This is a genomic window from Proteus sp. PR00208 (genome assembly GCF_016238545.1).
Classification (GTDB): domain Bacteria; phylum Pseudomonadota; class Gammaproteobacteria; order Enterobacterales; family Enterobacteriaceae; genus Proteus.
Genome location: NZ_JAEHQE010000001.1, coordinates 235,853 through 261,144, shown reverse-complemented (window position 1 = coordinate 261,144; position 25,292 = coordinate 235,853). Strand labels below are relative to the sequence as shown.

Sequence of the window (25,292 nt, the reverse complement as noted above, 5' to 3'; positions counted from 1 at the left end):
TGTTTTTCTGATGCCATTGGTTGTTTATTCAAAGAAGAATTACTCATAACGTAGCGCCTCTGCTGGCTGAATAGCCGCGGCCCGCCAAGACGGGTATAAAGTGGATAAAAGGGAAATGATAATAGCGGAGAAACCAATCATAAAGACGCGTCCCCAATCAAGTGTTGCGGGCAATTCCACACCTTGAGGGATAAGTCCTACCGCTGGCATAATAACGTTTAATTGGCTTGAGAGTAATGCGCCTAACAGACCACCAGCTACCGCCCCTAAAATACCCGCACCTGCACCTTGTAGCATAAAAATGGACATAATCTGAGAGCGTTTTAAACCCATAGTTTGCAAAATAGCAACTTCACCTTGTTTTTCCATGACCAACAAAGAAAGTGAGGTAATAATATTAAAAGCTGCCACTGCTATAATTAAGCTTAATAATAATCCCATCATATTTTTTTCCATTTTTACAGCTTGGAAAAATTCACCTTTACGTTCGCGCCAATCTCTCCAACTTAGATTTTTATCTAAAGATTGTGCACTGTATTTTTCAATATTGAGAGGATCAGTAAAGAAAAGACGCCATCCTGTAATATTACCCGGCTGATAACGCATTAAACGTGCCGCATCTTGCTGATTAACTAAGATTTGTGAGGCATCTGCATCGCCACCACTTTGGAAAATACCTTTAACGGTAAATAACCGTTGGCTAGGTAATCTTCCCATTGGTGTTAATTGGCTTACGCTTGGCACAATAAGGCGGATGTTATCGCCTTCTTTTGCTTTTAACTGTTTAGCAAGGCCACTTCCTAAAATCACACCATAATCACCCGCTTTCAGCATAGAAAAATCGCCATAACGAATATGTTTCGTTAAAGGTTCATCTTGCTCTTTTTCTATACCCAACATAACACCAACGCTGATATTGTCTTTACTTTGCAAAACAACATCGCCTTCTACTAAAGGGGTAACGTTTATGATACCTTCACGCGTCAGTAATCTTTCAGCTATATTTGAATCTCGGGGTAATTGCCCGTTAGGTGATGTCACGATGGCTTGTGGAATATAAGCAAGAATGCTTTCTTGCAATGAACGTTCAAATCCATTCATGACAGAAGTCACTGTAATCAGTGCCGCGACACCTAACATAATCCCTAAAGCGGATAGCCATGAGACGAAGCGACCGAATTTATCGACCGCACGACCCCGCATATAACGGAGCCCTATATAAAATGAGACAGAATTGTACATGAAATCTGTGCTGTTCCTGTTGCTAATGCGAAGTGTTCAGGGATAATAAAGGGTAGTCTTACTGAATGGAACCACTCTATTCCCAAACTGTGGTTTTTTCTTTTATCTTAACCTGCCCGCCAGTTTAAGCTTTAGCCATTAAGCTAAAGATGTGTTGGGAGTTAACTACAACAAAGAGTTCACATTACACGCTTATGTCCTCAGAATATCGTTATCAACTTCCTATAAAACAAGGGGATACTCGTCAGCTAGGTCAACTGACTGGTGCCGCTTGTGCTCTAGAATGTGCCGAGATCATCAAACGTCACTCTGGATTAGTCGTTCTTGTTACTCGTGATATGCAAAATGCATTGCGTTTACAAGATGAAATCCGTCAGTTTTGTGATTATCCAGTAGAGACATTATCGGATTGGGAAACGCTGCCATACGACAGTTTTTCACCTCACCAAGAAATCATCTCAAACCGCCTTTCTACGCTATACCGTATTCCATCACTTCTCAAGGGAATTTTAATCTTACCTGTCAATACGTTAATGCAGAAAGTCTGCCCAACGGATTATCTCGCAAGTCATGCGTTGGTAATGCAAAAAGGAGAGATACTTTCTCGTGATAATTTACGTAAAACATTAGATGAAGCGGGATATCGCCATGTCGAACAAGTATTAGAACATGGGGAATACGCAACGCGTGGTGCATTATTAGATTTATTTCCTATGGGAAGTGAATTTCCTTATCGTATTGATTTTTTCGATGACGAAATAGATAGCCTGCGTACTTTTGATGTCGATACACAACGGACATTAGCTGAAGTTGATCAAATTAATTTACTGCCTGCACATGAATTCCCAACAGATGCAAATGCGATAGAAACTTTCCGTAGCCAATGGCGTGAACGGTTTGATGTAAGACGTGATCCTGAACATATTTATCAGCAAGTAAGTAAACACATATTGCCAACGGGAATTGAATATTGGCAATCCCTGTTTTTTGAACAGCCTTTATCTAACTTATTTGCTTATTTCCCTAAAAACACATTGATAGTGACGCAAGATCTACAAGATTTTGCAGAAAAATTTTGGCAAGACATTAATCAACGTTTTGAAAGCCGTCGCGTTGATCCTATGCGACCACTGTTACCACCAGATGATATTTGGCTGAATGTTGATAAATTTAATAAAGAGTTAAAACAGTGGCCTCGTATTCAACTTAAAACAGAAACGTTGCCAGAAAAAGCGGGACAGACCAATTTAGGCTATCAACCTCTTCCTGATTTATCGATTAACGCTCAAAGCAAATCACCTTTAGATAACTTACGCCGATTCCAAGAACAATTTTCAGGTAGTGTTATTTTCTCTGTTGAAAGTGAAGGACGACGCGAAACCGTACAAGAACTTTTATCGCGGATAAAAATAGCACCTAAGCAAATCATTGAATTATCTGATGCTCAAGAGAAAGGTTTTTACTTTATCATTGGTGCTGCTGAACATGGATTTATTGATAACCATCGTCAATTAGCCATGATCTGTGAAAGTGATATGTTAGGTGAACGCGTTAATCGTCGTCGCCAAGACAATCGTCGTGCTATTAATACAGATACCTTAATTCGCAATCTTGCTGAATTAAGCATAGGACAGCCCGTTGTTCATCTTCAACATGGTGTTGGTCGCTATCAAGGAATGACAACACTAGAAGCTGGTGGCGTTAAAGCTGAATATTTGATGTTAAGCTACGCGGGTAATGACAAGCTTTATGTTCCTGTTTCATCACTGCATTTAATCAGTCGTTATTCTGGTGGCGCAGATGAAAATGCCCCACTACATAAATTGGGTGGCGATGCATGGGTAAGAGCTCGCCAAAAAGCTGCTGAAAAAGTGCGAGATGTCGCAGCAGAGTTATTAGATGTTTATGCTCAACGCGAAGTAAAAACAGGCTTCGCCTTTAAAATGGATAAAGAGCAATACCAATCATTCCGCCAAAGCTTTCCTTTTGAAACAACACCTGATCAAGAAATGGCTATCAATGCTGTGCTTAGCGATATGTGCCAAGCCATTTCAATGGATAGACTCGTCTGTGGCGATGTCGGATTTGGTAAAACAGAAGTGGCGATGCGCGCTGCATTTCTTGCCGTTAACAACAATAAACAAGTCGCTATTTTAGTACCAACCACCCTATTGGCTCAGCAACATTTTGATAATTTCCGTGATCGTTTTGCTAATTGGCCCGTTAACATTGAGATGATCTCACGTTTTCGTAGCGCAAAAGAGCAACAGCAAATCACAGAAAAACTGGCCGAAGGTACAGTTGATATTGTCATTGGCACACATAAATTGCTTCAACCAAATATTCAGTGGAAAGATTTGGGGCTATTAATTGTCGATGAAGAGCACCGCTTTGGTGTTCGCCATAAAGAGCGAATAAAAGCCATGCGTGCTAATGTCGATATATTAACGCTAACAGCAACGCCTATTCCTCGTACGTTGAATATGGCAATGAGCGGTATGCGTGATCTTTCTATTATTGCAACACCACCAGCACGTCGCTTATCGGTGAAAACCTTTGTGCGAGAATATGATGACTTAGTGGTGCGCGAAGCTATCTTGCGTGAAACATTGCGTGGCGGACAAGTTTATTACTTGTATAACGATGTTGAGAATATCGAAAAAGCCCGTGAGAGACTGGCTGCACTCGTTCCTGAAGCACGTATTGGTATTGGTCACGGACAAATGCGTGAGCGTGAACTTGAACGTGTGATGAATGATTTCCATCACCAACGTTTTAATGTGTTACTTTGCACCACAATTATTGAAACAGGTATCGATATACCAACCGCGAACACCATTATTATTGAACGTGCAGATCACTTTGGTTTAGCGCAATTGCATCAGTTACGTGGTCGCGTAGGTCGTTCTCATCATCAAGCTTATGCTTATTTGTTGACACCTCATCCTAAAGCAATGACAAAGGATGCTCATAAACGTTTAGAAGCGATTGCTTCACTGGAAGATCTGGGTGCTGGTTTTGCATTAGCCACTCATGATTTAGAAATTCGGGGCGCGGGAGAGCTATTAGGTGAAGAACAGAGCGGTCAAATGAATACCGTTGGCTTCTCTCTTTATATGGAATTGCTAGAAAGTGCAGTAGAAGCACTTAAAGAGGGTAGAGAGCCATCACTTGAAGATCTCACCAATCAACAAACTGAAATTGAATTAAGAATGCCAGTCTTGTTGCCTGATGATTACATTCCTGATGTAAATGTCAGACTTTCATTCTATAAACGAATTGCCAGTGCGATCGACTTAACAGAGCTTAATGATCTAAGAGCAGAGTTAATTGATAGATTTGGTAAGCTGCCTGATGCAGGGCGTTATCTACTGCGTAATGCTGCTATTCGCTTAAGTGCAATGAGCTTGGGTATCACTCGAATTGAAGCTCATGATAAAGGGGGATTTATTGAGTTTGGTGAAAAGAATAAGGTTGAACCAGGATATTTAATCAGCCTACTTCAAGAACAACCTGCTATTTTCCGTTTAGATGGTCCATCAAAACTGAAATTTATTACAGATCTCACTGAGCGTGAGAAACGACTCACCTTTATTGATGATATGTTAAGTGCGTTCGATGATCATAAGATCAAATAACCACATATTTATGATTTTTTGAATCAGTAAAAAGGCGTAATTGAAGTGGTTTCACTCCTTCATTACGCCTTTTTTATTCTTTAGATTTAATCTTTACGGCAAGGTACTTTTTCATTCATAGAACAATAAGGTTCTTGTTCTAAAATCAGCCTACCATCAGAATCTAATGCGATAATTTCACCAGGTTTAAACGTGGTACGTACTTTGCCCGGTGTTCCATCGATAGTATAAAGCACATCATAACCAACAATTCTACGCTCTTGACGATAAATCGGGATGCACTCTTTAAATTGAGGATAAGGGAAATTAGCAATATTGCTGTTATTGAGTGCTTCAATCATATAAAACACTCGACACTCTTGCTCTGCGGGATGAAATCGTGACAATTTTTCTGGTGTAAAAGGTGTAGGTAAGCCAATTCGATGACAATACTCTTCTGTTACAAAAACAGTCGATTTAATAGGTGTAGCCGAAACGACATGAGCGTATTGAGGCTGGGGAAATACCCACCTCCATGCAATAAATGAAAGAATAGCTAATACAATGATTAGTCCTATTAGTGTGTACTTTCTGACATTAACACCCACTTTTACCCCTTTTTATTTGTTTTATCCTTAATTGCCACAGATACGTAATAAAAGCCACGGTTTCACTCTAACTGGCTAATATATTTACTATTCAATAAATGAATTCTCTAATCTGATAGCTTAATTCAACATCCATGCTGATTAACATAATAAGTAAACCACGTATTTATGACATGTTAAATACACCACTTATTTCTGTTTTAATTACTTAATTAAATACTAACTACATTCTTAGGACTTACACATTATATTAAGATAGATCTTAATTTATTAAGCTGAAAAAATAAAAATCGTCATGCTACTTATGATACATCATTATGATAACACTAAGTTAACAAATGTCGCCTAAAAATAGGCGATATTCCATATTTAACGCATATTATAAAATTTACTTTTAAGATTTGTAAAATTATTTTACCCATTTAAATACGAGTAAAAATAACAAGTTAAGCTTATTTCTAATAATTTTCACTTATTATCTTTCTAATACAAATCTACGAAACACCATAACATTTTATTTGATGAATTAATGAATTAAACATCATTTTTTATTTAAGAAAAGTCTTAAATAATTTAGCGTAATAAATAAAATAAATGTTATCTTTAATATTACAAGTTTAACCTTAATAATAAAATTATATTTATCATTACTCTATTGAGCTTTAGCGTTACCGGTTATTTCTGATATAGGCAGACAAATCATCTAGTGCTTTATGCTATGTTTATTTATTTTATTTGGATATTCTCATTTAATTATTTAATTTAAAATAAAAAATAGATAAAAAACCCTCATAAAATATGAGGGTTTAAAAAAGTAACTTTTGTCTTATCTGTAAAGCAAAAGATAAATTAATGAAGTTTTAGTTTAGGTCTAATTACTCGGTTGATTGATCCGACTAACATCATAAGTCCAGTTTTGATATAACCATGCAACGCTATTTGATGCATTCGATATAAAGAGATATAAACAATCCGCGCTATGCGCCCTTCGATCATCATGTCCCCCTTCATCAAATTCCCCATCAAACTCCCCACGGTACTAAATTTAGAGAGTGAAACTAATGAGCCGTGATCGGTAAACACATAATCTTTTAGCGGTTTATCTTTTAACATTGCTAAAATATTGCTGTAACAACGACTTGCCATTTGATGTGCGGATTGTGCTCTTGGTGGAACAAAACCGCCTTCTTTTCTTGGACAAGAAGAACAGTCACCAATTGCAAAGATAGACTCATCTAAGGTTGTTTGTAAGGTAGGTTTAACGACCAACTGATTAATACGGTTAGTTTCTAGGCCAGCAATCTCTTTCATAAAATCAGGCGCTTTAATACCTGCTGCCCACACCATTAAGTCAGCATCAATATGCTCACCATCTTTGGTGTTTAATCCACCTTCATCTGCGCTTGTGACCATGGTTTTGGTCATCACTCGCACACCTAATTTGGTTAATTCCTGATGTGCAGCACTAGAAATACGCACTGGTAATGCAGGTAAGATACGCTCTCCAGCTTCAACCAAAGTAATATTTAATGCTGAAGGTGCTAATTTTTTTAATCCATAACTATTAAGCTGACGTACTGCATTATGCAATTCAGCTGAAAGTTCAACACCCGTTGCACCACCACCTACAATCGCAATATTTACCTTACGATTTTCTTCTTGTGCATTGGTATCTGCTGAGTATTTTAAAAATAAATTTAACATTTCGTTATGGAAACGATGTGCTTGTTGAGGACTGTCCAAGAAAATACAGTTCTCTTTAATACCTAGTGTGCCAAAATCGTTTGATTTACTGCCTAACGCCATCACTAAAATATCGTAGTCTAATGTACGTTCAGGTACGAGCAATTCTTGCTCTTCATTATAAATAGCAGCCAATGTGATATTTTTTTGCTCACGATCAAGCCCTGTTAATGAGCCTAATTGGAAATTAAAATGATGGTTATAGCCGTGTGCTAGATAACTTAAAGCATCAACACCATCATCTAAAGAGCCCGTTGCTACTTCATGTAAAAGGGGTTTCCATAGATGACTGTTGTTGCGATCCACTAAGGTGATCTCTGCTTTTTTGCTGCGTCCTAATTTATTGCCTAATTTGGTCGCCAGTTCTAAACCACCAGCGCCGCCACCGACAATAACAATTTTTTTTAATGACATTTAACGTCACTCCATAAAGATATTTACTGTTGTTATTTAAATAGCCTTAGTGAAATCTACTTAAATAATGACAGTTAAATCGTTTCTGCTGTTATTTTTGTTCTTAAGCAAGTTAATTGGAAAGATGGTCATACCAAAGTTGATTTATATCAAAAATATTTGAATATTCATATCTATTTTTTGAAGAAAATAGTTGTTTTTGCCTTTTAGTGACAAATAAATCACCATTTAAAACATAGGGATATTGGTTTTATCAATTAATACAATGAACTAGAAAAATAAGCATAAAAGGATTGTTAAAATCAGTCGTGATCATTGAGGTGATAAAAATAAGGGGTCGGAAAAATGTTGAAAAGAGATAGATAGAGAGGACGGTATGAACGTTTTAGCTACGTTAGATAAAAAAATGGATGGAACAAACACCATCCATTTTAAACATATGACTTTAGTCTTACTCTTTACGATTAAATGCTTTAATTTTAAATAGATGCTCAGAGAGGCTCTTAAATTTATGCGTTTGCACTTCATCCCAAATTACGGAGTAATAAGGTGATAATTCATCAGCAGAACGCTGATTATCTAAAACCTCATCATTACGAGATAAAATCACTAAAGCGTTATCTTTGTTTTTAGAACGAAAATCTTTAATGCATTTCGTTGAGATATCTAAATATTCTTCAGGTCTGTCGATTTTGTCTGTCATGTTTTCGTAAGGAAAAAGATTAGGATTAATCATTACCTGACGAATATTACATAAGAAACCAATACGCTCTGCCCAATATCCACCTAATCCTACGCCGCAAATTAATACTGGCTCTTTCGTGGATTTAATCACTTTATCCGTTTCTTTCAGTAAGTGTTGCATGTCATGACGAGGATGCAACGTACTGTAACTTAAAAAGCGGACATCAGGATCAATAAACTGTAGCTGTAAAACTTTCTCATGATTTCCAGGACTTGTGGAATCAAAACCATGTAAATATATAATCATGCTCGCTCCTGCCATTGCTCCTGTAATTGGGTCAGCAACTGATTCGCTTTTTTCCAACGATCGGAGGTTTGTAGCTCACTCAATGTGTAACGACCTCGGTGATGGTACAATGTGGAAATGCGTTCTGCTTTGACAGAGGACAGGTTATCTAACACACTCACCGCCCCTTTTCGGTTATTACACACTAAAAGCATATCACAGCCAGCATCTAGCGAACGTTGTGCTCTTTCTGCGTAACTTCCCATAATAGCTGCCCCCTCCATCGATAAATCATCAGAGAAAATAACGCCTTGGAAGCCTAATTGTTCACGTAAGATGGATTTCAGCCAGTACGATGAGCCACTTGCCGGACGCTCATCAATCTGAGAATAAATGACATGAGCTGGCATAATGGCATCTAATAACTGGCGTTGAATAAAATCTTTAAAAATGGACATATCATGTTGGCGAATATCATCTAAAGAGCGATCATCACGAGGCGTTTCTTTATGAGAATCAGCCCTTACAGCACCATGTCCAGGGAAGTGTTTTCCTGTTGATTTCATGCCCGCAGAGCGCATACCTTTGATAAAGCTCTCAGCCATTGTCATGGCAATTTCAGGGGAATCATGGAAAGAACGCTCGCCAATGGCGATACAGTTATGACCTAGGTCGAGCACAGGTGCAAAACTGATATCAATATCCATGGCAATCATTTCTGATGCCATTAACCATCCCGCTTCTTGTGCTAAATGACTCGCTTGATAACCTTCATTTAGTGCCGCATAAGATTGAGCCGCAGGCAATCGTGTAAAACCATCACGGAAGCGCTGTACACGTCCCCCTTCTTGGTCTACTGCAATCACAAGGCGCTCATGAGATGCATCACGAATTTGGCGAACTAATTCATTTAATTGTTCAGCATCGTGGAAGTTGCGGGTAAAAAGGATTAATCCACCGACAAGAGGATGCTTTAAAATTTCACGCTCTTCACTATCGAGTTCATATCCTTCAACATCAAGCATTACCGGACCCATAACATTCCTCTCTTTGTAATTGTGACAAGATAACGTCTTTAATTCGTCAGACTGAAATAGCGACGTAAAGGTTCAGACATTATTAAAAATGATCCATCTTTTGTTTGTTGCCAACGGACTTCATACCACATTAGCATCATATAAAAAATGAATGGCTCTCTTGAAAGGATACGCTTTCTCAATTCCTTCACAGAATAAACATCCGTCTCTTTGGATTGAGCATAATGACAATGATACGAATAATAATAATCCAAAAACGTATTTTGTTGCGCTTCATTGAGTTGGTTTGTTGCAAAGAACGTCATCAATGAATCCGCTGTATCAATATCGGCCGCATATTCCCAATCAATAAATTTTATACCCGAATCACTAAGAAGAATATTCTCAACATGTAAATCCATGTGAGCAGGCGCGTATTTTATGAGATTGCATCGCGGTTGGCGTAAAAAATGTTGTTGTAAGCGTAACCATTTAGCAGATAAACGTTTTCTATCAATACTCTGCCAATAAATTAATAATTCATGATTTAGGTTAAGAGGAAAACCTAACGGTGTGTGTTGATGAAGTATGGCTATTTTTTCAGCCAACGGTTTTAAATAAGTACTAAAAAGTGATTGGTGAGTAAGATGTTCGCCCTGTAACCAATAAAGAAAAAACCACTCTTTATAACGTGTGGCAACTTTAGGTGATAAATTAGATCCTGATAGCTGTTTTAAAATGGCGTATTCTTTTCTTCCATGTACATAAAGCGCTTTTTTTTCATCGCCATAATAGCGAGCAACCCAGTCAATATCTGCACATTGCACGCGAAAAGCACCACCGCCAGCGCCTTCTAATGCTGTGATTTTCCATTTGCTTAATGCCGTTGCAGGGAAAAGCGCTTGCAAGGCATTAAGCAAACTTGAGTAATGCAGATCACTCAACCTTATGGCGCCCGTTCCAAAGAATTTCACCAGAAGAAACCGACATTAACTGCATACTGATCACACGGTTATCTTTTTTACCATCAACGGTTGAGAATAAAATATAATCAGCTTTCAAATAGCGGGCCAAGCCAATCGCTGCACTACGAAGACCTAGGCTATCTTCACCAGATAAACCAAGGGCTTTTCGTGCTGACATCATTTGCGTGTAAGGCACGGTTTGTAACGCACTAATACTATTAACTGATTCGATAATCGTATTGGTTGCATTTACCGCTTGGATGTTTCCACCCGAATTATTTTTAACATTATCAACAACGATAAGCTTACCTGCCTCTAAATCACCAGTAACCGCCATTTCTCTAATTAAAGGAGTGACAGCAGCATTCCAATTAATACTCGTGATTTTAGGTGGCGTTGGCACAACTTCAATTGGTGGCTCTATCGGTTTAGGTGGCTCTACTGGCTCTGTAGGTGTCACAGGCTCCACAGGTACAGGCGGTTGTTGTGGCAACATAGATGGACAACCCGCTAATAAAAATACAGACATCGCCACAAATAGAACTCTTTTCATGCTCGTGTTACCTTATCCTAAGTAAAGAGATAAACTCTGACATAACTAATGGTTTTATCTGGTATATCACCACTAATTTCGGCATCACCATCACCAAGAATAGTCACATCATTTACATTCCCAGCAGGAGAAACTTCAAGTCCTTGTTCGTTATACCAATAAAAACGATAGCGAATAGAAACAGGGTAAGATTGTGTATTTGATAACATGACTGTCGCTTTTGTGCCATTAGCATGGTGTTCAATGGTTGGCTGACCAGCAACAACGCCTACAACTAATACCGAAGGCTCCATAATAATAGCCTGCTGACGATTGAAATAGAGTTTATTATCTGAATGAGATGATAAACATCCTGAAAGCAATGTCGTCATAAATACAGCGATAAGTAATGAACAAATGGCCTTACTTTGTCTTATCATGTATTACTTCCTGTTATCCTGCTGTTAGCATCACATCCATTACTGGCTTAATAATGGCCCTAATGGTTTTCCGCCAAGCAAATGCATATGAATATGGAAAACTTCTTGTCCACCATGTTTATTACAGTTCATCACTAAGCGGTAACCGTCTTCAGCAATGCCTTCTTGTTGTGCAATTTTTGCCGCAACTACAAAAAGGTGTCCTAATACCTGCTCATCTTCCGCAGTAACATCATTTACAGTAGGAATAAGTTTATTAGGAATAATTAAAATATGAGTGGGTGCTTGAGGTGAAATATCACGAAATGCAGTCACTGTATCATCTTGAAAAACGATATTGGCTGGGATTTCACCACGAATAATTTTACTGAAAATTGTTTCTTCTGCCATTTCCATCACCTTATTATTTATTTTAATTCCTGATTAATTCTATTAAGCAGGTAAGTTTTGAATATGAAAGAGCTTAGCAAAATTGCGTGTTGTTTGTTGCGCTAACTCTTCAACACTGACGCCTTTTAAGACAGCCATATATTCTGCAACATCACGGACATAAGCTGGTTGGTTTTCTTTTCCGCGATGAGGAACTGGCGCTAAATAAGGGGAGTCTGTTTCAACTAAAATTCTATCAAGAGGAACAATGCGAGCAGCTTCTCTAATTTGTTCAGCATTTCTAAATGTTACGATGCCAGAAAAAGAAATATACATTCCAAGATCAAGTAATGCTGTTGCAGTTTCTTTATCTTCAGTAAAGCAATGCAGAACACCGCCACAATCTTGAACTTTCTCTTCTTTTAAAATGGATAAAGTATCTTCTCGAGCACTGCGTGTATGCACAATAACGGGTTTATTAACTTGGCGTCCAATACGAATATGCTCACGGAAAATTTCACGCTGTAAAGCCGCATTTTCTTGTTGGTAATAGTAATCTAGCCCTGTTTCACCTAAAGCCACAACATCAGGGGCAGCGGCTAAACGTGCTAATTCTTCAATATCATGACCTTCATCTAAATTTAAAGGATGGATCCCACAAGAAAAGGCGATATTGTCACGTTTACCGATTAGCTCACGCATACTCTTAAAGCCCGGTAATGTGGTTGCCACTGCTAACATATATTGAACATCACGCTGCTGTGCTTTTTCGACAACATCATCAATATTTTCATGTAATTTTTCATAATCTAAGCAGTCGAGATGGCAGTGTGAATCAACTAAAAACATAACTTACTCTCATTTATCTGGTACGACTTATATACTCGTCATCCTTCAAGTTGCAGGGGTGTTGGCTACGCTCAGCTACCCGAATCACACACATGAGTATGCTCATCGGGATATCTTTGCTTGCCCCCTACCTACAACTCGAATGATTTAGAATATAGGTGTTTTTTATTACAGCTAAATCATAATTAATATATAGCTAATTAATTTTTTGTGGCTAGCTGATTTTCCCAATCTAGCAGTTGCTCTGCCAGTAATAATTCTTTATTTAAGGCTGGAATAGTCATTAACTGATAGCGACACTGTTTCCATCCATCAATAGTGGATAATAAAATATCCGAAGGCCATTGTGATAACGCCATAATCAATGCTTGCTGGTCTTGATTCACACAATACACTTGTGCATTGGTTTGGTATTTTAATGCATCAAGCAGTAGTGATAATAACCAATACAAGCGGCGTTCTGCATTATCTTGATTTAATTGTGGTAAAAATGCATATAAATCACGTTGTTGGATGCTTGCATATAAAGCTTGGCAAAAAACCTCTCTTTCTTTCCACTCATCTTTCAATAATGAAAGCGCTAAAACGGGGGCATTCTGAGATAAATTTAATGCTGTCACACTATTTGCATAAGGTATGTTTGGTAATTGTTGCTGTAACCAGTGCGTTGCGTGTTGGAGATCTGGCGTTGCCAAATGGTAATAAAAACAACGGCTACGCAATGTCGCTAATAAAACCTCTGGTTGCTGACAATTCAGTAAAAAATAGGTGTTTTTAGGCGGCTCTTCTAACGTTTTAAGCAATGCATTGGCTGCCGCTTCAGTTAATGCTTCAACGTCTTTTATCCAAACAACTCTAAAACCACTTTGCTGAGCATGATGCTCCAGCTTTTCAGTCACTTTTCTTACTGCTTCAATACCAATCGAGGACTTACCCTTTTCACTCTGCAAAACATGCCAATCAGGATGTGTTTCAGCAAGCATCAATCGACAGCTATGGCATTCATTACAACTTTTTAATCCCTGTTTATTCTGGCACATTAACCAACGACTTAACCCATAAGAGAGTGCTTCTCCTCCCATGCCTTCTATCGCATGTAAAAGCAAAGCATGATGACCTCGCCCTTCTTGATACATGCTAATAAGTTGTCGATATGCCTGATTTAGCCAAGGATACCAATTCATAGTGATTTATTTTCCTGCTGAACTAGCCACGTTGTTAATGTTTGACGGATATCTGCTTGTACTTTTTCAATAGCTTGAGATGCATTTATTGTGATAATAGAGTCATCACCTTTGGCTAAGGCCTGATAACGTTCACGAGTACGATAAAAGAAATCCATTGATTCTTTTTCAATTCGGTCTAATTCGCCTCTAGCTCGCGCTCTGGCAAGACCAATAGCCGGATCTAAATCAAGATATAAGGTTAAATCAGGGCGAAAATCACCAAGAACCGTATTACGAAGTGACAACATAAGATCTTTATCTAAGCCGCGTCCACCACCTTGATAAGCTTGTGAAGAGAGATCGTGTCTATCTCCAATCACCCATTTACCTTCTGCAAGCGCAGGTTTTATCACGTTCTCAACAAGCTGAACACGCGCTGCATATAGCATTAAAAGCTCTGCTTTATCTGTCACTTTTTCGCCATCAATACCTTGCTTGATGAGTTCACGTAGTTTTTCAGCAAGCGGTGTGCCACCCGGTTCACGGGTAAAAGCCAGATTGGTGATACCTTGTTCTTTTAATGTATCAATAACCGTTTGAATTGCGCTGGTTTTTCCAGCGCCTTCTAATCCTTCAATTACAATAAATTTGCTGTTGTTCATAATTATCTTTGTTGTAAGCGTCGGTATTGCGCGACGGCCTTATTGTGTTCATTGAGTGTGGTTGAAAATTTATGACCACCCGTTCCATCCGCAACAAAATAGAGATAACGTGTATCCGCTGGATGTGCAGCAGCTCTAATTGAAGCAACACCAGGCATTGCTATTGGTGTTGGTGGTAAGCCATCAATTTGATACGTGTTATAAGGTGTATAGCCATTTAAATCACTACGGTAAATCGTGCCTCTATATTTATCACCTAAACCATAGATGACTGTTGGATCAGTCTGTAATCGCATATTAGTTTTTAATCGATTGACAAAAACAGACGCAACCTTTGTTCTTTCAGCATCAATACCCGTCTCTTTTTCAATAATTGATGCCATGATAAGCATTTCATAAGCCGATTTATACGGTAAGTCACTATCGCGTTTAATCCACTCTTCTTCTAATGTTTTTTCCATTTGTTGGTAGGCACGCTTTAAAATTGCGACATCGGTCGTACCCGCAGTGTAATGGTATGTATCTGGCGCGAACCAACCTTCTAGATTAGTAATTTCAGGTTTTATTCCTATTTCTTGGCGTAATTTATCGGCGTCCAGAGTATGTGCAACGGTTGTTAGTTGAGGCGCTTGCTCAAAAATAGATTGCCAATCTTTTAAACGGCTTCCTTCAATAAAACGGATTGTAAACTGCGCCTCTTTACCACTTTTGATAAGCAGTAAAACATCACGTAACGTCATACCCTTTGTTAAGCGATAAGTCCCCGCTTTAAATTGGCTTAGCTCTGGCTTTGCTTTTAGCAAAATTTGGAAATAATCTCCTTCATTAAGCAGATTATTTTTTATTAGCAGTTGCTCCATAGCAACACGCCCCGTTCCTGCTGGAACAGTAAGTAACATTTCATCTTGTTTTACAATAACATTTTCTTCTAAGCCTCGAATATGCTGCATCACATACAACGCCATTGCACCAAGGCTAATTAATAAGGCAAAAAAAACTATCCATACTATTTTTTTTATCTTCATTTATAACTCATTAAATTCTATTTAAGTGACAAACTGTGTTGTAAAACAACATGATAATAATCCCTACTAGGATATTGATAGCACTTATCATCTGAAAAAGTGATTTGTGAAACGGGGATCACTGGCATCAACGCATTTGTTAACCATATTTCATCAGCTTGATAAAGTGTTTCAGGTTTTTCTCTCACAATATCAATTTCCCAATAATTTTTTTGAGCTAATTGAAAAATGGATTGACGCATAATGCCATTTACCCCTGAATTAGTCAGATTTGGTGTAAAAAGCCTATTTCCTTTGCGCCAAAAAAGATTTGCTGCATTAGCTTCAACTAAATATCCTTCATTATCACACACTAAAACATCATCAAATTCTGTTTTTTCTAAATGATATTTGATAAGGACTTGTTCTAAGCGATTGAGATGTTTTATCCCTGCCAACAAAGGATTTTGCCCTAAGGTAACAGGACTTATACCAAGCGATACACCTTCACTTTGCTGGTGGAGATAATGGGTAGGATAAGATGATAGTGATATTATTACTGTCGGCGTTATAAATCCATTGGAGGAATATCCTCGTCCACCATAGCCACGACTAATGATAACCTTAATAACACCTTTCGTTTGAGTGTCTGAGGCAATATCTATAATGTGCCTTTCTAAGTCAGACCAATTTGGATGTGGTAGAAAAAGCGCATCACAACCTTGTTTTAAGCGATTGATGTGGGCAGGTAACAAAATAGGGTTGCCATACTCAACGGCAAGCGTAGTAAAACAACCATCACCAAACTGTATTGCGCGGTCGCTTGCATCGACATTTTGTTGCTGTTGTCCATTTACCCAATACATCTAACACACCCTACATCTATGTTATTGATATCAATCTGTACATGATAAAACAACTGGCAGTAAAAGGACAAAATAAAAGACCCAGAATAATCCTGGGCCTTTAGGTATTTTTCAGTTTTCTACAAAAAACGGGTTATACGCGCTTAAAGAGAATTGAACCGTTAGTACCACCAAAGCCGAATGAGTTACACAGAGCATATTCCATGTTCTCAACTTTACGTGCTTTATGTGGAACGAAATCAAGATGGCAGTTTTCGTCTTGATTATCTAGGTTTATTGTTGGAGGTACAATTTGGTCACGTAACGAAAGGATTGTAAAGATAGACTCAATTGCACCCGCAGCACCTAATAAGTGACCTGTCATAGATTTTGTTGAGCTAACTAATACATCAGTGCCTTTGCCAAATACGTTTTCCACTGCTTGTGCTTCAGCAACATCGCCTGCATTTGTTGATGTACCGTGTGCGTTGATATAACCCACTTCTGATGAGGCAATACCCGCATCTTTCAGTGCATTTGTCATAGCCAGCGCACCGCCTTCGCCATTTTCTGCCGGTGAAGTCATGTGATAAGCATCACTGCTCATACCAAAACCAACCACTTCAGCATAAATTTTAGCGCCACGGTTTTTAGCGTGTTCGTACTCTTCAAGAACAAGAACACCCGCACCATCACCTAATACAAAACCATCACGATCTTTATCCCATGGGCGACTAGCCGCTTGAGGATTATCGTTACGTGTTGATAATGCACGAACAGCACCAAAGCCACCCAAACCTAATGGTGTGGTTGCTTTTTCGGCACCACCTGCCAGCATTGCATCTGCATCACCATAAGCAATAATACGAGCAGCATGTCCAATATTATGAACACCTGAAGTACACGCTGTTGCAATAGAGATTGTAGGGCCACGAAGACCATACATAATGCTTAAATGCCCTGCAACCATGTTAATGATGGTTGAAGGTACAAAGAATGGGCTAATTTTACGAGGACCACCATTCATCATAGATGTATGGTTTTCTTCGATAAGGCCTAAGCCACCAATACCAGAACCAATAGCAGCTCCGATACGACTTGCATTGGCTTCTGTTACTTCAAGACCTGAATCCGCAATGGCCTGCACACCTGCTGCAATACCATATTGAATGAAAAGATCCATCTTACGCGCGTCTTTACGCGAAAGATTATAATCTTCGTGATTGAAATCTTTTACCAATCCAGCGAATTTAGTCGCATGATGACTGGTGTCAAAATCTTCGATAAGGCCGATACCACTCTGTCCGGCACACACTGCTTCCCAAGAAGCTTCTGCGTTATTACCGACAGGAGATAACATGCCTAGTCCGGTCACAACTACACGACGCTTAGACACGCTTATCCTCCAAGGAGGGAAAAAGTTTAGGATTAAAAATATAGGCGGTCGAGTGACCGCCTAGATTAGCAAGCTTATTTACCTGCGTTTTCAACGTAATCAATAGCAGCTTGAACTGTAGTAATTTTTTCTGCTTCTTCGTCTGGGATTTCGATATCGAATTCTTCTTCCAGAGCCATTACCAGCTCAACTGTGTCAAGAGAATCAGCGCCTAAGTCATCAACAAATGAAGCTGAATTTACAACTTCTTCCTCTTTAACACCCAGTTGTTCAACAATGATTTTCTTAACGCGTTCGTCGATAGTGCTCATACTATTAAATTTCCTATCAAAACTCGCTTGCGCGATGATTTTCTTAGTTTATAAATACAGGAAAAGATCTAACCAATCCCGACTGTGTGGACTACTTTATTTGCTATATTTTGCATTATATTGTACGCAAAAAGCAAATATAAAGACGTCCCCATAATTAGATCATGTACATGCCACCATTGACATGCAATGTTTCACCCGTGATATAGCTTGCTTCATCAGAAGCTAAGAAAGCTACAGCACTGGCAATCTCTTTGGCATCACCTAAACGGTTAGCAGGGACTTGAGATAAAATACCTGCTCTTTGGTCGTCTGTTAATGCTCTAGTCATATCAGTTTCGATAAAACCTGGAGCAACAACATTCACCGTAATGCCACGGGAAGCAACTTCGCGTGCTAATGATTTACTAAAACCAATCACACCCGCTTTCGCCGCCGCGTAGTTTGCCTGTCCTGCGTTACCCATGGTTCCAACAACAGAACCAATCGTAATTATACGACCATAACGTTTTTTCATCATAGCACGCATAACTGCTTTAGACAGACGGAAGACTGATGAAAGATTAGTGTCAATGATATCTTGCCACTCATCATCTTTCATGCGCATCAACAGGTTATCACGAGTAATACCTGCATTATTGACCAAAATATCAATTTCGCCAAATTCAGCGCGCACATCGGCTAAAAATTTTTCGATAGAGTCGTTTTCTGTGACATTTAACACAAAACCCTTACCCTTACCGTTTAAATATTCGCTGATAGCTTTCGCACCGTTTTCACTCGTTGCTGTACCAATTACTGTCGCACCGCGTGCAACTAAATCTTCTGCAATCGCACGGCCAATACCACGGCTTGCACCAGTAACTAGCGCTATTTTTCCGTCAAATCCCATGAGATCCCTCAGTCATTTCCTAATGCAACATCTAATGATGCAATATCATTAACTGCTGCAGCGTTCATTTCTTTAGAAATACGTTTTGTTAAGCCAGTTAATACTTTTCCTGGCCCGATTTCTAATAATTGTGTGATACCTTTTTCAGCAATAAGTTCAACCGTTTCAGTCCAGCGAACTGGATTATAAAGCTGGCGAACTAATGCATCACGGATTGCATTTGCATCAGTTTGTGCTATCACATCAACGTTATTAACGACCTGAATTTCAGGTTGTTTAAATTCGATTTCTTGTAATGCAACCGCTAGCTTATCAGCAGCCGGTTTCATTAAAGCACAGTGAGAAGGCACGCTTACTGCTAGTGGTAAAGCACGTTTAGCACCCGCTTCTTTACATAACACACCAGCACGTTCTACGGCTTCTTTGTTACCCGCAATAACAACTTGACCCGGTGAGTTAAAGTTTACAGGTGAGACAACTTGTCCTTGCGCTGCTTCTTCACAGGCTTTTGCAATAGCGTCATTATCTAAGCCGATAATCGCATACATTGCCCCCGTACCCGCAGGTACGGCTTCTTGCATCAGTTGACCACGTAATTCTACTAATTTAATTGCCGCAGCGAAATCAATAACTCCCGCACACACTAAAGCAGAATACTCGCCAAGACTGTGACCTGCCATCATTTGTGGCATTTTGCCTTGTTTTTCTTGCCATACACGCCAGATAGCAACAGAAGCTGCTAATAATGCTGGCTGTGTTTTCCATGTTTTGTTTAGCTCTTCTTCTGGTCCATTCTGAACTAAGTCCCAAAGAGAGTAACCCAATACATCAGATGCTTGAGCAAATGTTTCAGTCACTATTGGATATTGCTCTGCAAGTTCTGCAAGCATTCCAACAGATTGTGATCCCTGTCCGGGAAAAACCATTGCAAAATCAGTCATGTTTATTTTCCTGATAATATTAAAAACGGATAAGTGCAGAACCCCAAGTAAAACCGCCACCAAACGCTTCCAGTAAGATTAACTGACCACGTTGAATGCGATTATCTCTTACAGCTTCATCTAATGCTGTTGGGACTGATGCTGCTGACGTATTGCCGTGGCGATCTAATGTCACCACTACTTTATCCATTGTCATATCCAGCTTTTTCGCTGTCGCTGAAATAATTCTTAAATTTGCCTGATGAGGCACAAGCCAGTCCAGTTCAGATTTATCAATTTTGTTAGCTTCAAGTGTCTCATCCACAATGTGGGCAAGCTCACGAACTGCGACTTTAAAAACTTCATTTCCTGCCATAGTCACGTAAGCAGGTAAATCGTCATTTTCTCTACTCTGATAAGGTAGTGCTAATAGATCACCAAAACGGCCATCAGAATGTAAATGGGTAGAGATAATGCCTTCTTCTTCTGATGCGCCAACAACCACAGCACCTGCCGCATCACCAAATAGGATAATCGTGCCACGATCTTCTGGATCTAAAGCGTGAGATAATCTGTCAGCACCAATAACCAGTGCTTTTTTAACAGTGCCCGCTTTAATAAATTGATCCGCAATACTTAATGCATAAACAAAACCTGAACATGCAGCCGCAACATCAAAAGCAATACAATCACTAATACCTAATGCATTTTGAATTTGGCAAGCCGCACTTGGAAATGCATGAGAGCCAGATGTAGTTGCAACAATAATCAATCCAATGTCTTGCTTATCAATACCTGACATTTCTAATGCTTTTTCGCCAGCACCCGCACCCATCACGGCAACAGTTTCTTCTTCTGCTGCAATTCGACGTTCATGGATACCCGTTCTGGTAACAATCCACTCGTCAGATGTTTCAACCATTTTTTCTAAATCGGCATTAGTTCGCACTTGTACAGGCAAGTAACTACCAGTACCTAAGATTTTTGTATACATTCTATCAATCGCTCTTGGGTAATACTGTTGTCAGTCGTGAAGCAATTCGCTCTGGAATTTTTCGCTCAACGGCATGAACAGCCTGTTCTATTGCTGCTGTAAACGCGCTTTCATTTGCGCCACCATGGCTTTTAATGACGATACCGCGTAATCCTAACAGAGAAGCACCGTTATACTGGTCGGGGTTCATATGTCCAAAACGCTTAATTAGCCGCTTTTGTAACCACTTCTTCAATATTTTCATCCACCACGACGTTTTTTTATTTTCGGTAGTAGAAGATTTAATCAATGAAAGGAAAACTCTAATAACCCCTTCCATCGTTTTAAGGGAGACATTACCTGCGAAGCCGTCACACACCAATACATCAGTTTTGCCTGTCAGTAATTCATTACCTTCAACATAACCAATATAATTAATATTCGGTGTCGATTTTAATACCGTAGCAGCTTCGCGGATATTATCTAATCCTTTGCTCTCTTCTTCACCAATATTTAAAAGCGCCACTTTCGGTGAATCAATCTCTGCTATCTCTTCGGCCATAACTGCGCCCATTACCGCAAACTGCACCAGCATTTTGCTATCACAGTTAACGTTAGCGCCTAAATCAAGAACAACCGTCTTGCCTTTTTTCTGATTAGGTAATACCGAAACCAGTGCAGGACGTTCAATTCCATCAATCGCATTAAGTCGAAGTTTTGCTAATCCCATTAATACGCCAGTATTCCCTGCACTTACACAAGCCTGTGCTTCCCCTGTTTTCACGAGATCAAGTGCCACTCGCATTGATGTACCTTTACTTGCTCTAATAGCTTGTGAAGGTTTGGCATCATTGGCGACAATATGTTCTGCGGGTATAACTTGTAAACGGGAGATTAGCTCAGCATTTTGATTTGCAAGCAGAGGAGATATAGAGTCTGGTTGACCTACCAGCAATATTTTTAAATGAGGATTAGATGCCAGCGCCCGCAAACAAGCAGGCACTGTGATGCGAGGACCGAAGTCCCCGCCCATCGCATCTAACGCTATGGTTAGATTTGTCAAGGTATCAACGAGCTATAAAGCTAATTACTTGTTGATAACCTTGCGACCACGGTAGTAACCGTCAGCAGTTACATGGTGACGCAGGTGAGTTTCACCAGAAGTTTTGTCAACAGAAACTTGAGTTACTGTCAGCGCGTCATGAGAGCGACGCATACCGCGTTTAGAACGAGTTGGTTTGTTTTGTTGTACGGCCATTGACCTTACTCCTTAGTACTTTTCTTTAAACTGGCTAATACGGCAAATGGATTTGGCTTCTCTGATAATTCTTCAGGGAGTTCACCAAACACCATATCCGCGTCGGACACTTCACAGTGTTCAAAATCATGTACCGGAACCACCGGCAAGTTGAGGATTATTTCATCTTCAATCATTGCCAGCAAATCTATTTCACCAAATTCGTTTACATAAACTGGTTCATATTCTTCCGGTAATGTCTCGGCCCGTTCATCACTGACAACAGGGCTAAAACAATATGTTGCGTGAACATGATACGGAAAATGGCCACCACAACGTTGACATTCTAAAGTCACATCCACATCGGAATGTCCTTTAATCACGGCAAGACGTTGATGGTCAATATCAAATGATAAAGCCACGTCAATATTACTGTCCACACTGACCACCGATTCAGCTAAGCGGCTTACTTGCTCTGGAGAATAATGACCGTCATAGTCTAAATTCTTTTGAGCTGCTCGCAGCGCATCAATGGTCAGGGGTAATTTTACCTTTTGCATAAGGCGCGCATATTATCTTTGTAATGGAATATAGTCAAAGAAAAAGGCGGGTTATCTACACCTTTCCACCAAAATTCGCTTTATCAGCGGCGCATAGTTTAGAATGTCAGGCATCATTTTGCTACGGATTTTAAAAAAAATATGTTGCCACTCGTCCTTGCGTCTACTTCACCCTTTCGAGCTCAGTTGCTGAAAAAGCTTGGAATGCCCTTTATACAGGCATCTCCAGAGATTGACGAAACCCCGATGCCCACAGAGTACGCTCAAGATCTTGTCAGTCGCTTATCCTATGAAAAAGCCAGCGCTTTACAAGCAAAATTTCCACATCACCTTATAATTGGCTCTGATCAAGTTTGTGTACTGAATAAAAAGATCACGGGAAAACCCCATAATTTTGATAATGCCTTTGCACAATTAAAACAAGCTTCAGGACAATGTGTCTCGTTTTACACCGGATTAACTGTATATAATAGTCTAACGTTAGAACATCAAACTCATTGTGAATTATTTCAAGTTTACTTTCGTCATTTAACTGATGAAGAAATTATCAGTTATTTAAATAAAGAAATGCCTTTCAATTGTGCTGGAAGTTTTAAATCTGAGGGACTAGGCATCACTCTATTTGATAAACTTGTCGGCGATGATCCAAATTCTTTAATTGGTTTACCACTTATCCGATTGAATAAAATGTTACTCTCGCAAAGAATAAACCCATTATTTTTCTCTGATGATCACAAATGAATCTGGTCATCTTATTTTTTAATCTTATGTAGCGATAAAGCGTATTATGAATAAATTAGCATCAGTCTTAACAGCTTTAGTGATGGCAACAGCATTAGTGGGTTGTTCTGATGAAAAAGACACTGAAATTTCAACAACAAAAGCAACTAACACGACAAATACTATCCAAGACGGTGTGATTTCAGACAAAAAAGATGACAGCAAATCCTTATTTAAAAAGAATTTCGTCAGTAGCTGCATATTAGGTTCGGGCATTACTGATGATGCGCTAATTCCTCAAATTGCCGAAGTGTGTGAATGTACTTACGACGGCATTATTAAAAATTACGGAATTAACGAATTTATCCGTGTAGATATGGAAATGCGCAAAAACGGTTCAATATCGCTGCCTAAAGAGTGGGATATTGATAAAATTGTTGAGCAATGCATGACAAAAGTGGAAGGTTAATTCTATTTTCCACTCACTTTCTTAGTGGTTTAAGAAAAGCAATACGCCCAACAAACTGGGCGTATTGAGTATTCGGATTTTCTGTTGAAATAAAAATTTTCGACTTAAGATTTTTGACTACGTAATACTTGCAAACAATGGCGTAACTGATTATCCATTGGCGCTTCAATTCGCATTTGTTCACCCGTTGAAGGATGAGTAAATGTCAAAGAACTAGCATGTAAAAATAGGCGATTAAGTTTAGTTCCTACCAATTGTGAATCAAAATCACGATCACCATAACGATCATCAAATGCAATAGGATGACCTGCATGTAATGTATGCACACGAATTTGGTGTGTTCTTCCTGTCACAGGGCTTGCTTTCACTAATGTGGCAAATTCAAAACGCTCTTCCACTTTAAAACGCGTTTCAGAAGGTTTTCCTTCATTGCTTACTTTAACCACTCGCTCACCACTTTGAAGAATATTTTTCAACAACGGTGCCTGAACAACTTTAGTGTGAGATTGCCATTGACCACGCACTAAGGCTAAATAATCTTTTTGCATCTGTTTTAAGCGTAATTGCTCATGCAAAGCACGTAATGCTGAACGTTTTTTTGCAATTAGTAAAACACCCGATGTATCTCTATCAAGACGATGTACAAGCTCTAAAAAACGCGCATCTGGGCGCAATGCACGTAAACCTTCAATCACACCAAAACTTAACCCACTTCCCCCATGTACAGCCGTACCAGAAGGTTTATTGATGAGCATTAAATGGTCGTCTTCATATAAAATACAATTTGACAATGCAGCGACTTTATCAAGCTTTGGTGATACCGCGACTTCTTCTTTTTCCGATACTCGCACAGGAGGTATACGGATACTGTCACCCGCATTGAGTTTGTATTCAGGTTTAATTCGCCCTTTGTTAACTCGAACTTCCCCTTTACGGATAATTCGGTAAATCATACTTTTTGGTACACCTTTTAAGCGTGCCAGTAAAAAATTATCGATACGCTGGCCTGCTTCATCGCCATCAATGGTGACGAACTGAACTTGATTAAATGATTTCATAGTGGCGATTCTTTGGCTCTCTTAAAATAAAAATAACAAACAACTTTGTGGTGTACAAAATAACATCAAATCTGTCGTCTATTTTAACCTGAATAATGGGAAAAAGACGAAACATTAGCTAATCTCTCATATTTATACAGAAAAAGTCACCAAAGCAGAAAAGTCATCTTGCTATAACCCTAACACCAATGGAATAATGCAGACTCTCCTGATTATGTTTATCAGGTATATTTATGAAAATTTTGTTTGTTTGATTTTCAAAATGCAGCAATGGCGTAAGACATAGTCGAAAATCAAACAATTTAGTATGCCAT

Annotated in this window: 26 protein-coding genes; 3 read left to right on the top strand and 23 right to left on the bottom strand. The window is 39.1% G+C overall.

The genetic code is table 11. The features are described 5' to 3' along the window. Window positions 1-39: 39 nt before the first annotated feature. Entirely contained in the window at window positions 40-1,242 is a 1,203-nt protein-coding gene (gene lolC / locus JEP36_RS01120) for a lipoprotein-releasing ABC transporter permease subunit LolC (RefSeq protein WP_198626534.1), read from the bottom strand. A gap of 194 nt (window positions 1,243-1,436) precedes the next feature. On the opposite strand from lolC, the gene mfd reads away from it, so the two are divergent. Further along, window positions 1,437-4,880, top strand: coding sequence for a transcription-repair coupling factor (gene mfd / locus JEP36_RS01115; protein WP_198620643.1), 3,444 nt, complete (start codon window positions 1,437-1,439; stop codon window positions 4,878-4,880). Between the two features lie 86 nt (window positions 4,881-4,966). Here the strand turns inward: mfd and umoD are convergent, their stop codons facing one another. From umoD to yceD, 21 genes are all read right to left on the bottom strand, one after another. Continuing rightward, window positions 4,967-5,467 carry a flagellar biogenesis regulator UmoD gene (gene umoD, locus JEP36_RS01110; RefSeq protein WP_109372894.1) on the bottom strand — a complete coding sequence of 167 codons (501 nt, stop codon included), beginning with the start codon at window positions 5,465-5,467 and terminating at the stop codon, window positions 4,967-4,969. Window positions 5,468-6,316: 849 nt separating this feature from the next. Further along, window positions 6,317-7,624, bottom strand: coding sequence for an NAD(P)/FAD-dependent oxidoreductase (locus tag JEP36_RS01105; RefSeq protein ID WP_198629776.1), 1,308 nt, complete (start codon window positions 7,622-7,624; stop codon window positions 6,317-6,319). 451 nt (window positions 7,625-8,075) lie between these two features. Continuing rightward, on the bottom strand, window positions 8,076-8,615 hold the full coding sequence (ycfP, locus tag JEP36_RS01100; protein WP_109372892.1) for an alpha/beta hydrolase YcfP: 540 nt from the start codon (window positions 8,613-8,615) through the stop codon (window positions 8,076-8,078). Further along, window positions 8,612-9,631 (bottom strand): beta-N-acetylhexosaminidase, encoded by a 1,020-nt coding sequence (gene nagZ / locus JEP36_RS01095; protein WP_109372891.1) that lies wholly within the window; start codon window positions 9,629-9,631, stop codon window positions 8,612-8,614. The genes ycfP and nagZ overlap by 4 nt, the downstream gene beginning before the upstream one ends. 38 nt (window positions 9,632-9,669) lie before the next feature. Then, window positions 9,670-10,554 (bottom strand): phosphotransferase, encoded by an 885-nt coding sequence (locus tag JEP36_RS01090; RefSeq protein WP_198629775.1) that lies wholly within the window; start codon window positions 10,552-10,554, stop codon window positions 9,670-9,672. Further along, window positions 10,547-11,128, bottom strand: coding sequence for a penicillin-binding protein activator LpoB (locus tag JEP36_RS01085; protein ID WP_109372889.1), 582 nt, complete (start codon window positions 11,126-11,128; stop codon window positions 10,547-10,549). Before JEP36_RS01085 ends, JEP36_RS01090 begins: the two co-directional genes overlap by 8 nt. A 17-nt stretch (window positions 11,129-11,145) precedes the next feature. After that, a complete protein-coding gene (locus tag JEP36_RS01080) occupies window positions 11,146-11,547 on the bottom strand; it encodes a YcfL family protein (protein ID WP_198629774.1) in 402 nt (133 codons plus the stop codon). Between the two features lie 39 nt (window positions 11,548-11,586). Beyond that, on the bottom strand, window positions 11,587-11,937 hold the full coding sequence (gene hinT / locus JEP36_RS01075; RefSeq protein WP_036913377.1) for a purine nucleoside phosphoramidase: 351 nt from the start codon (window positions 11,935-11,937) through the stop codon (window positions 11,587-11,589). Window positions 11,938-11,979: 42 nt separating this feature from the next. Then, window positions 11,980-12,765: a metal-dependent hydrolase gene (locus JEP36_RS01070; protein ID WP_196533132.1), complete on the bottom strand. Its 786-nt coding sequence runs from the start codon at window positions 12,763-12,765 to the stop codon at window positions 11,980-11,982. A gap of 200 nt (window positions 12,766-12,965) precedes the next feature. Beyond that, window positions 12,966-13,949: a DNA polymerase III subunit delta' gene (gene holB, locus JEP36_RS01065; protein WP_198629773.1), complete on the bottom strand. Its 984-nt coding sequence runs from the start codon at window positions 13,947-13,949 to the stop codon at window positions 12,966-12,968. Further along, window positions 13,946-14,593 (bottom strand): dTMP kinase, encoded by a 648-nt coding sequence (gene tmk, locus JEP36_RS01060; RefSeq protein WP_198629772.1) that lies wholly within the window; start codon window positions 14,591-14,593, stop codon window positions 13,946-13,948. The genes holB and tmk overlap by 4 nt, the downstream gene beginning before the upstream one ends. A 2-nt stretch (window positions 14,594-14,595) precedes the next feature. Beyond that, window positions 14,596-15,618 (bottom strand): endolytic transglycosylase MltG, encoded by a 1,023-nt coding sequence (mltG, locus tag JEP36_RS01055; protein ID WP_198620646.1) that lies wholly within the window; start codon window positions 15,616-15,618, stop codon window positions 14,596-14,598. Window positions 15,619-15,635: 17 nt separating this feature from the next. Continuing rightward, complete coding sequence (pabC, locus tag JEP36_RS01050) at window positions 15,636-16,463, bottom strand: aminodeoxychorismate lyase (RefSeq protein WP_198620647.1); 828 nt, start codon at window positions 16,461-16,463, stop codon at window positions 15,636-15,638. A 133-nt stretch (window positions 16,464-16,596) separates the two neighbouring features. After that, a complete protein-coding gene (fabF, locus tag JEP36_RS01045) occupies window positions 16,597-17,838 on the bottom strand; it encodes a beta-ketoacyl-ACP synthase II (protein ID WP_099076186.1) in 1,242 nt (413 codons plus the stop codon). A gap of 74 nt (window positions 17,839-17,912) precedes the next feature. Next, window positions 17,913-18,149: an acyl carrier protein gene (acpP, locus tag JEP36_RS01040; RefSeq protein ID WP_004247087.1), complete on the bottom strand. Its 237-nt coding sequence runs from the start codon at window positions 18,147-18,149 to the stop codon at window positions 17,913-17,915. Between the two features lie 157 nt (window positions 18,150-18,306). Then, complete coding sequence (gene fabG / locus JEP36_RS01035) at window positions 18,307-19,041, bottom strand: 3-oxoacyl-ACP reductase FabG (protein WP_196533127.1); 735 nt, start codon at window positions 19,039-19,041, stop codon at window positions 18,307-18,309. Between the two features lie 8 nt (window positions 19,042-19,049). Continuing rightward, on the bottom strand, window positions 19,050-19,982 hold the full coding sequence (gene fabD / locus JEP36_RS01030; protein WP_151434798.1) for an ACP S-malonyltransferase: 933 nt from the start codon (window positions 19,980-19,982) through the stop codon (window positions 19,050-19,052). 19 nt (window positions 19,983-20,001) lie between these two features. Then, window positions 20,002-20,955 carry a beta-ketoacyl-ACP synthase III gene (locus tag JEP36_RS01025; protein WP_198620648.1) on the bottom strand — a complete coding sequence of 318 codons (954 nt, stop codon included), beginning with the start codon at window positions 20,953-20,955 and terminating at the stop codon, window positions 20,002-20,004. A gap of 4 nt (window positions 20,956-20,959) precedes the next feature. Next, window positions 20,960-21,997 (bottom strand): phosphate acyltransferase PlsX, encoded by a 1,038-nt coding sequence (gene plsX / locus JEP36_RS01020; protein ID WP_088493193.1) that lies wholly within the window; start codon window positions 21,995-21,997, stop codon window positions 20,960-20,962. A gap of 24 nt (window positions 21,998-22,021) precedes the next feature. Beyond that, window positions 22,022-22,192, bottom strand: coding sequence for a 50S ribosomal protein L32 (rpmF, locus tag JEP36_RS01015; protein WP_006537252.1), 171 nt, complete (start codon window positions 22,190-22,192; stop codon window positions 22,022-22,024). A gap of 5 nt (window positions 22,193-22,197) precedes the next feature. Next, entirely contained in the window at window positions 22,198-22,731 is a 534-nt protein-coding gene (yceD, locus tag JEP36_RS01010) for a 23S rRNA accumulation protein YceD (protein WP_023582576.1), read from the bottom strand. A gap of 141 nt (window positions 22,732-22,872) precedes the next feature. On the opposite strand from yceD, the gene JEP36_RS01005 reads away from it, so the two are divergent. Together JEP36_RS01005 and JEP36_RS01000 are read left to right on the top strand one after the other, a co-directional pair. Then, complete coding sequence (locus JEP36_RS01005; RefSeq protein WP_196533125.1) at window positions 22,873-23,472, top strand: Maf family protein; 600 nt, start codon at window positions 22,873-22,875, stop codon at window positions 23,470-23,472. A 46-nt stretch (window positions 23,473-23,518) separates the two neighbouring features. Further along, window positions 23,519-23,920, top strand: coding sequence for a hypothetical protein (locus tag JEP36_RS01000; RefSeq protein WP_198620649.1), 402 nt, complete (start codon window positions 23,519-23,521; stop codon window positions 23,918-23,920). Between the two features lie 104 nt (window positions 23,921-24,024). On the opposite strand, the gene rluC is transcribed toward JEP36_RS01000, so the two are convergent. Further along, a complete protein-coding gene (gene rluC, locus JEP36_RS00995; protein WP_198629771.1) occupies window positions 24,025-24,978 on the bottom strand; it encodes a 23S rRNA pseudouridine(955/2504/2580) synthase RluC in 954 nt (317 codons plus the stop codon). Between the last annotated feature and the right edge of the window lie 314 nt (window positions 24,979-25,292).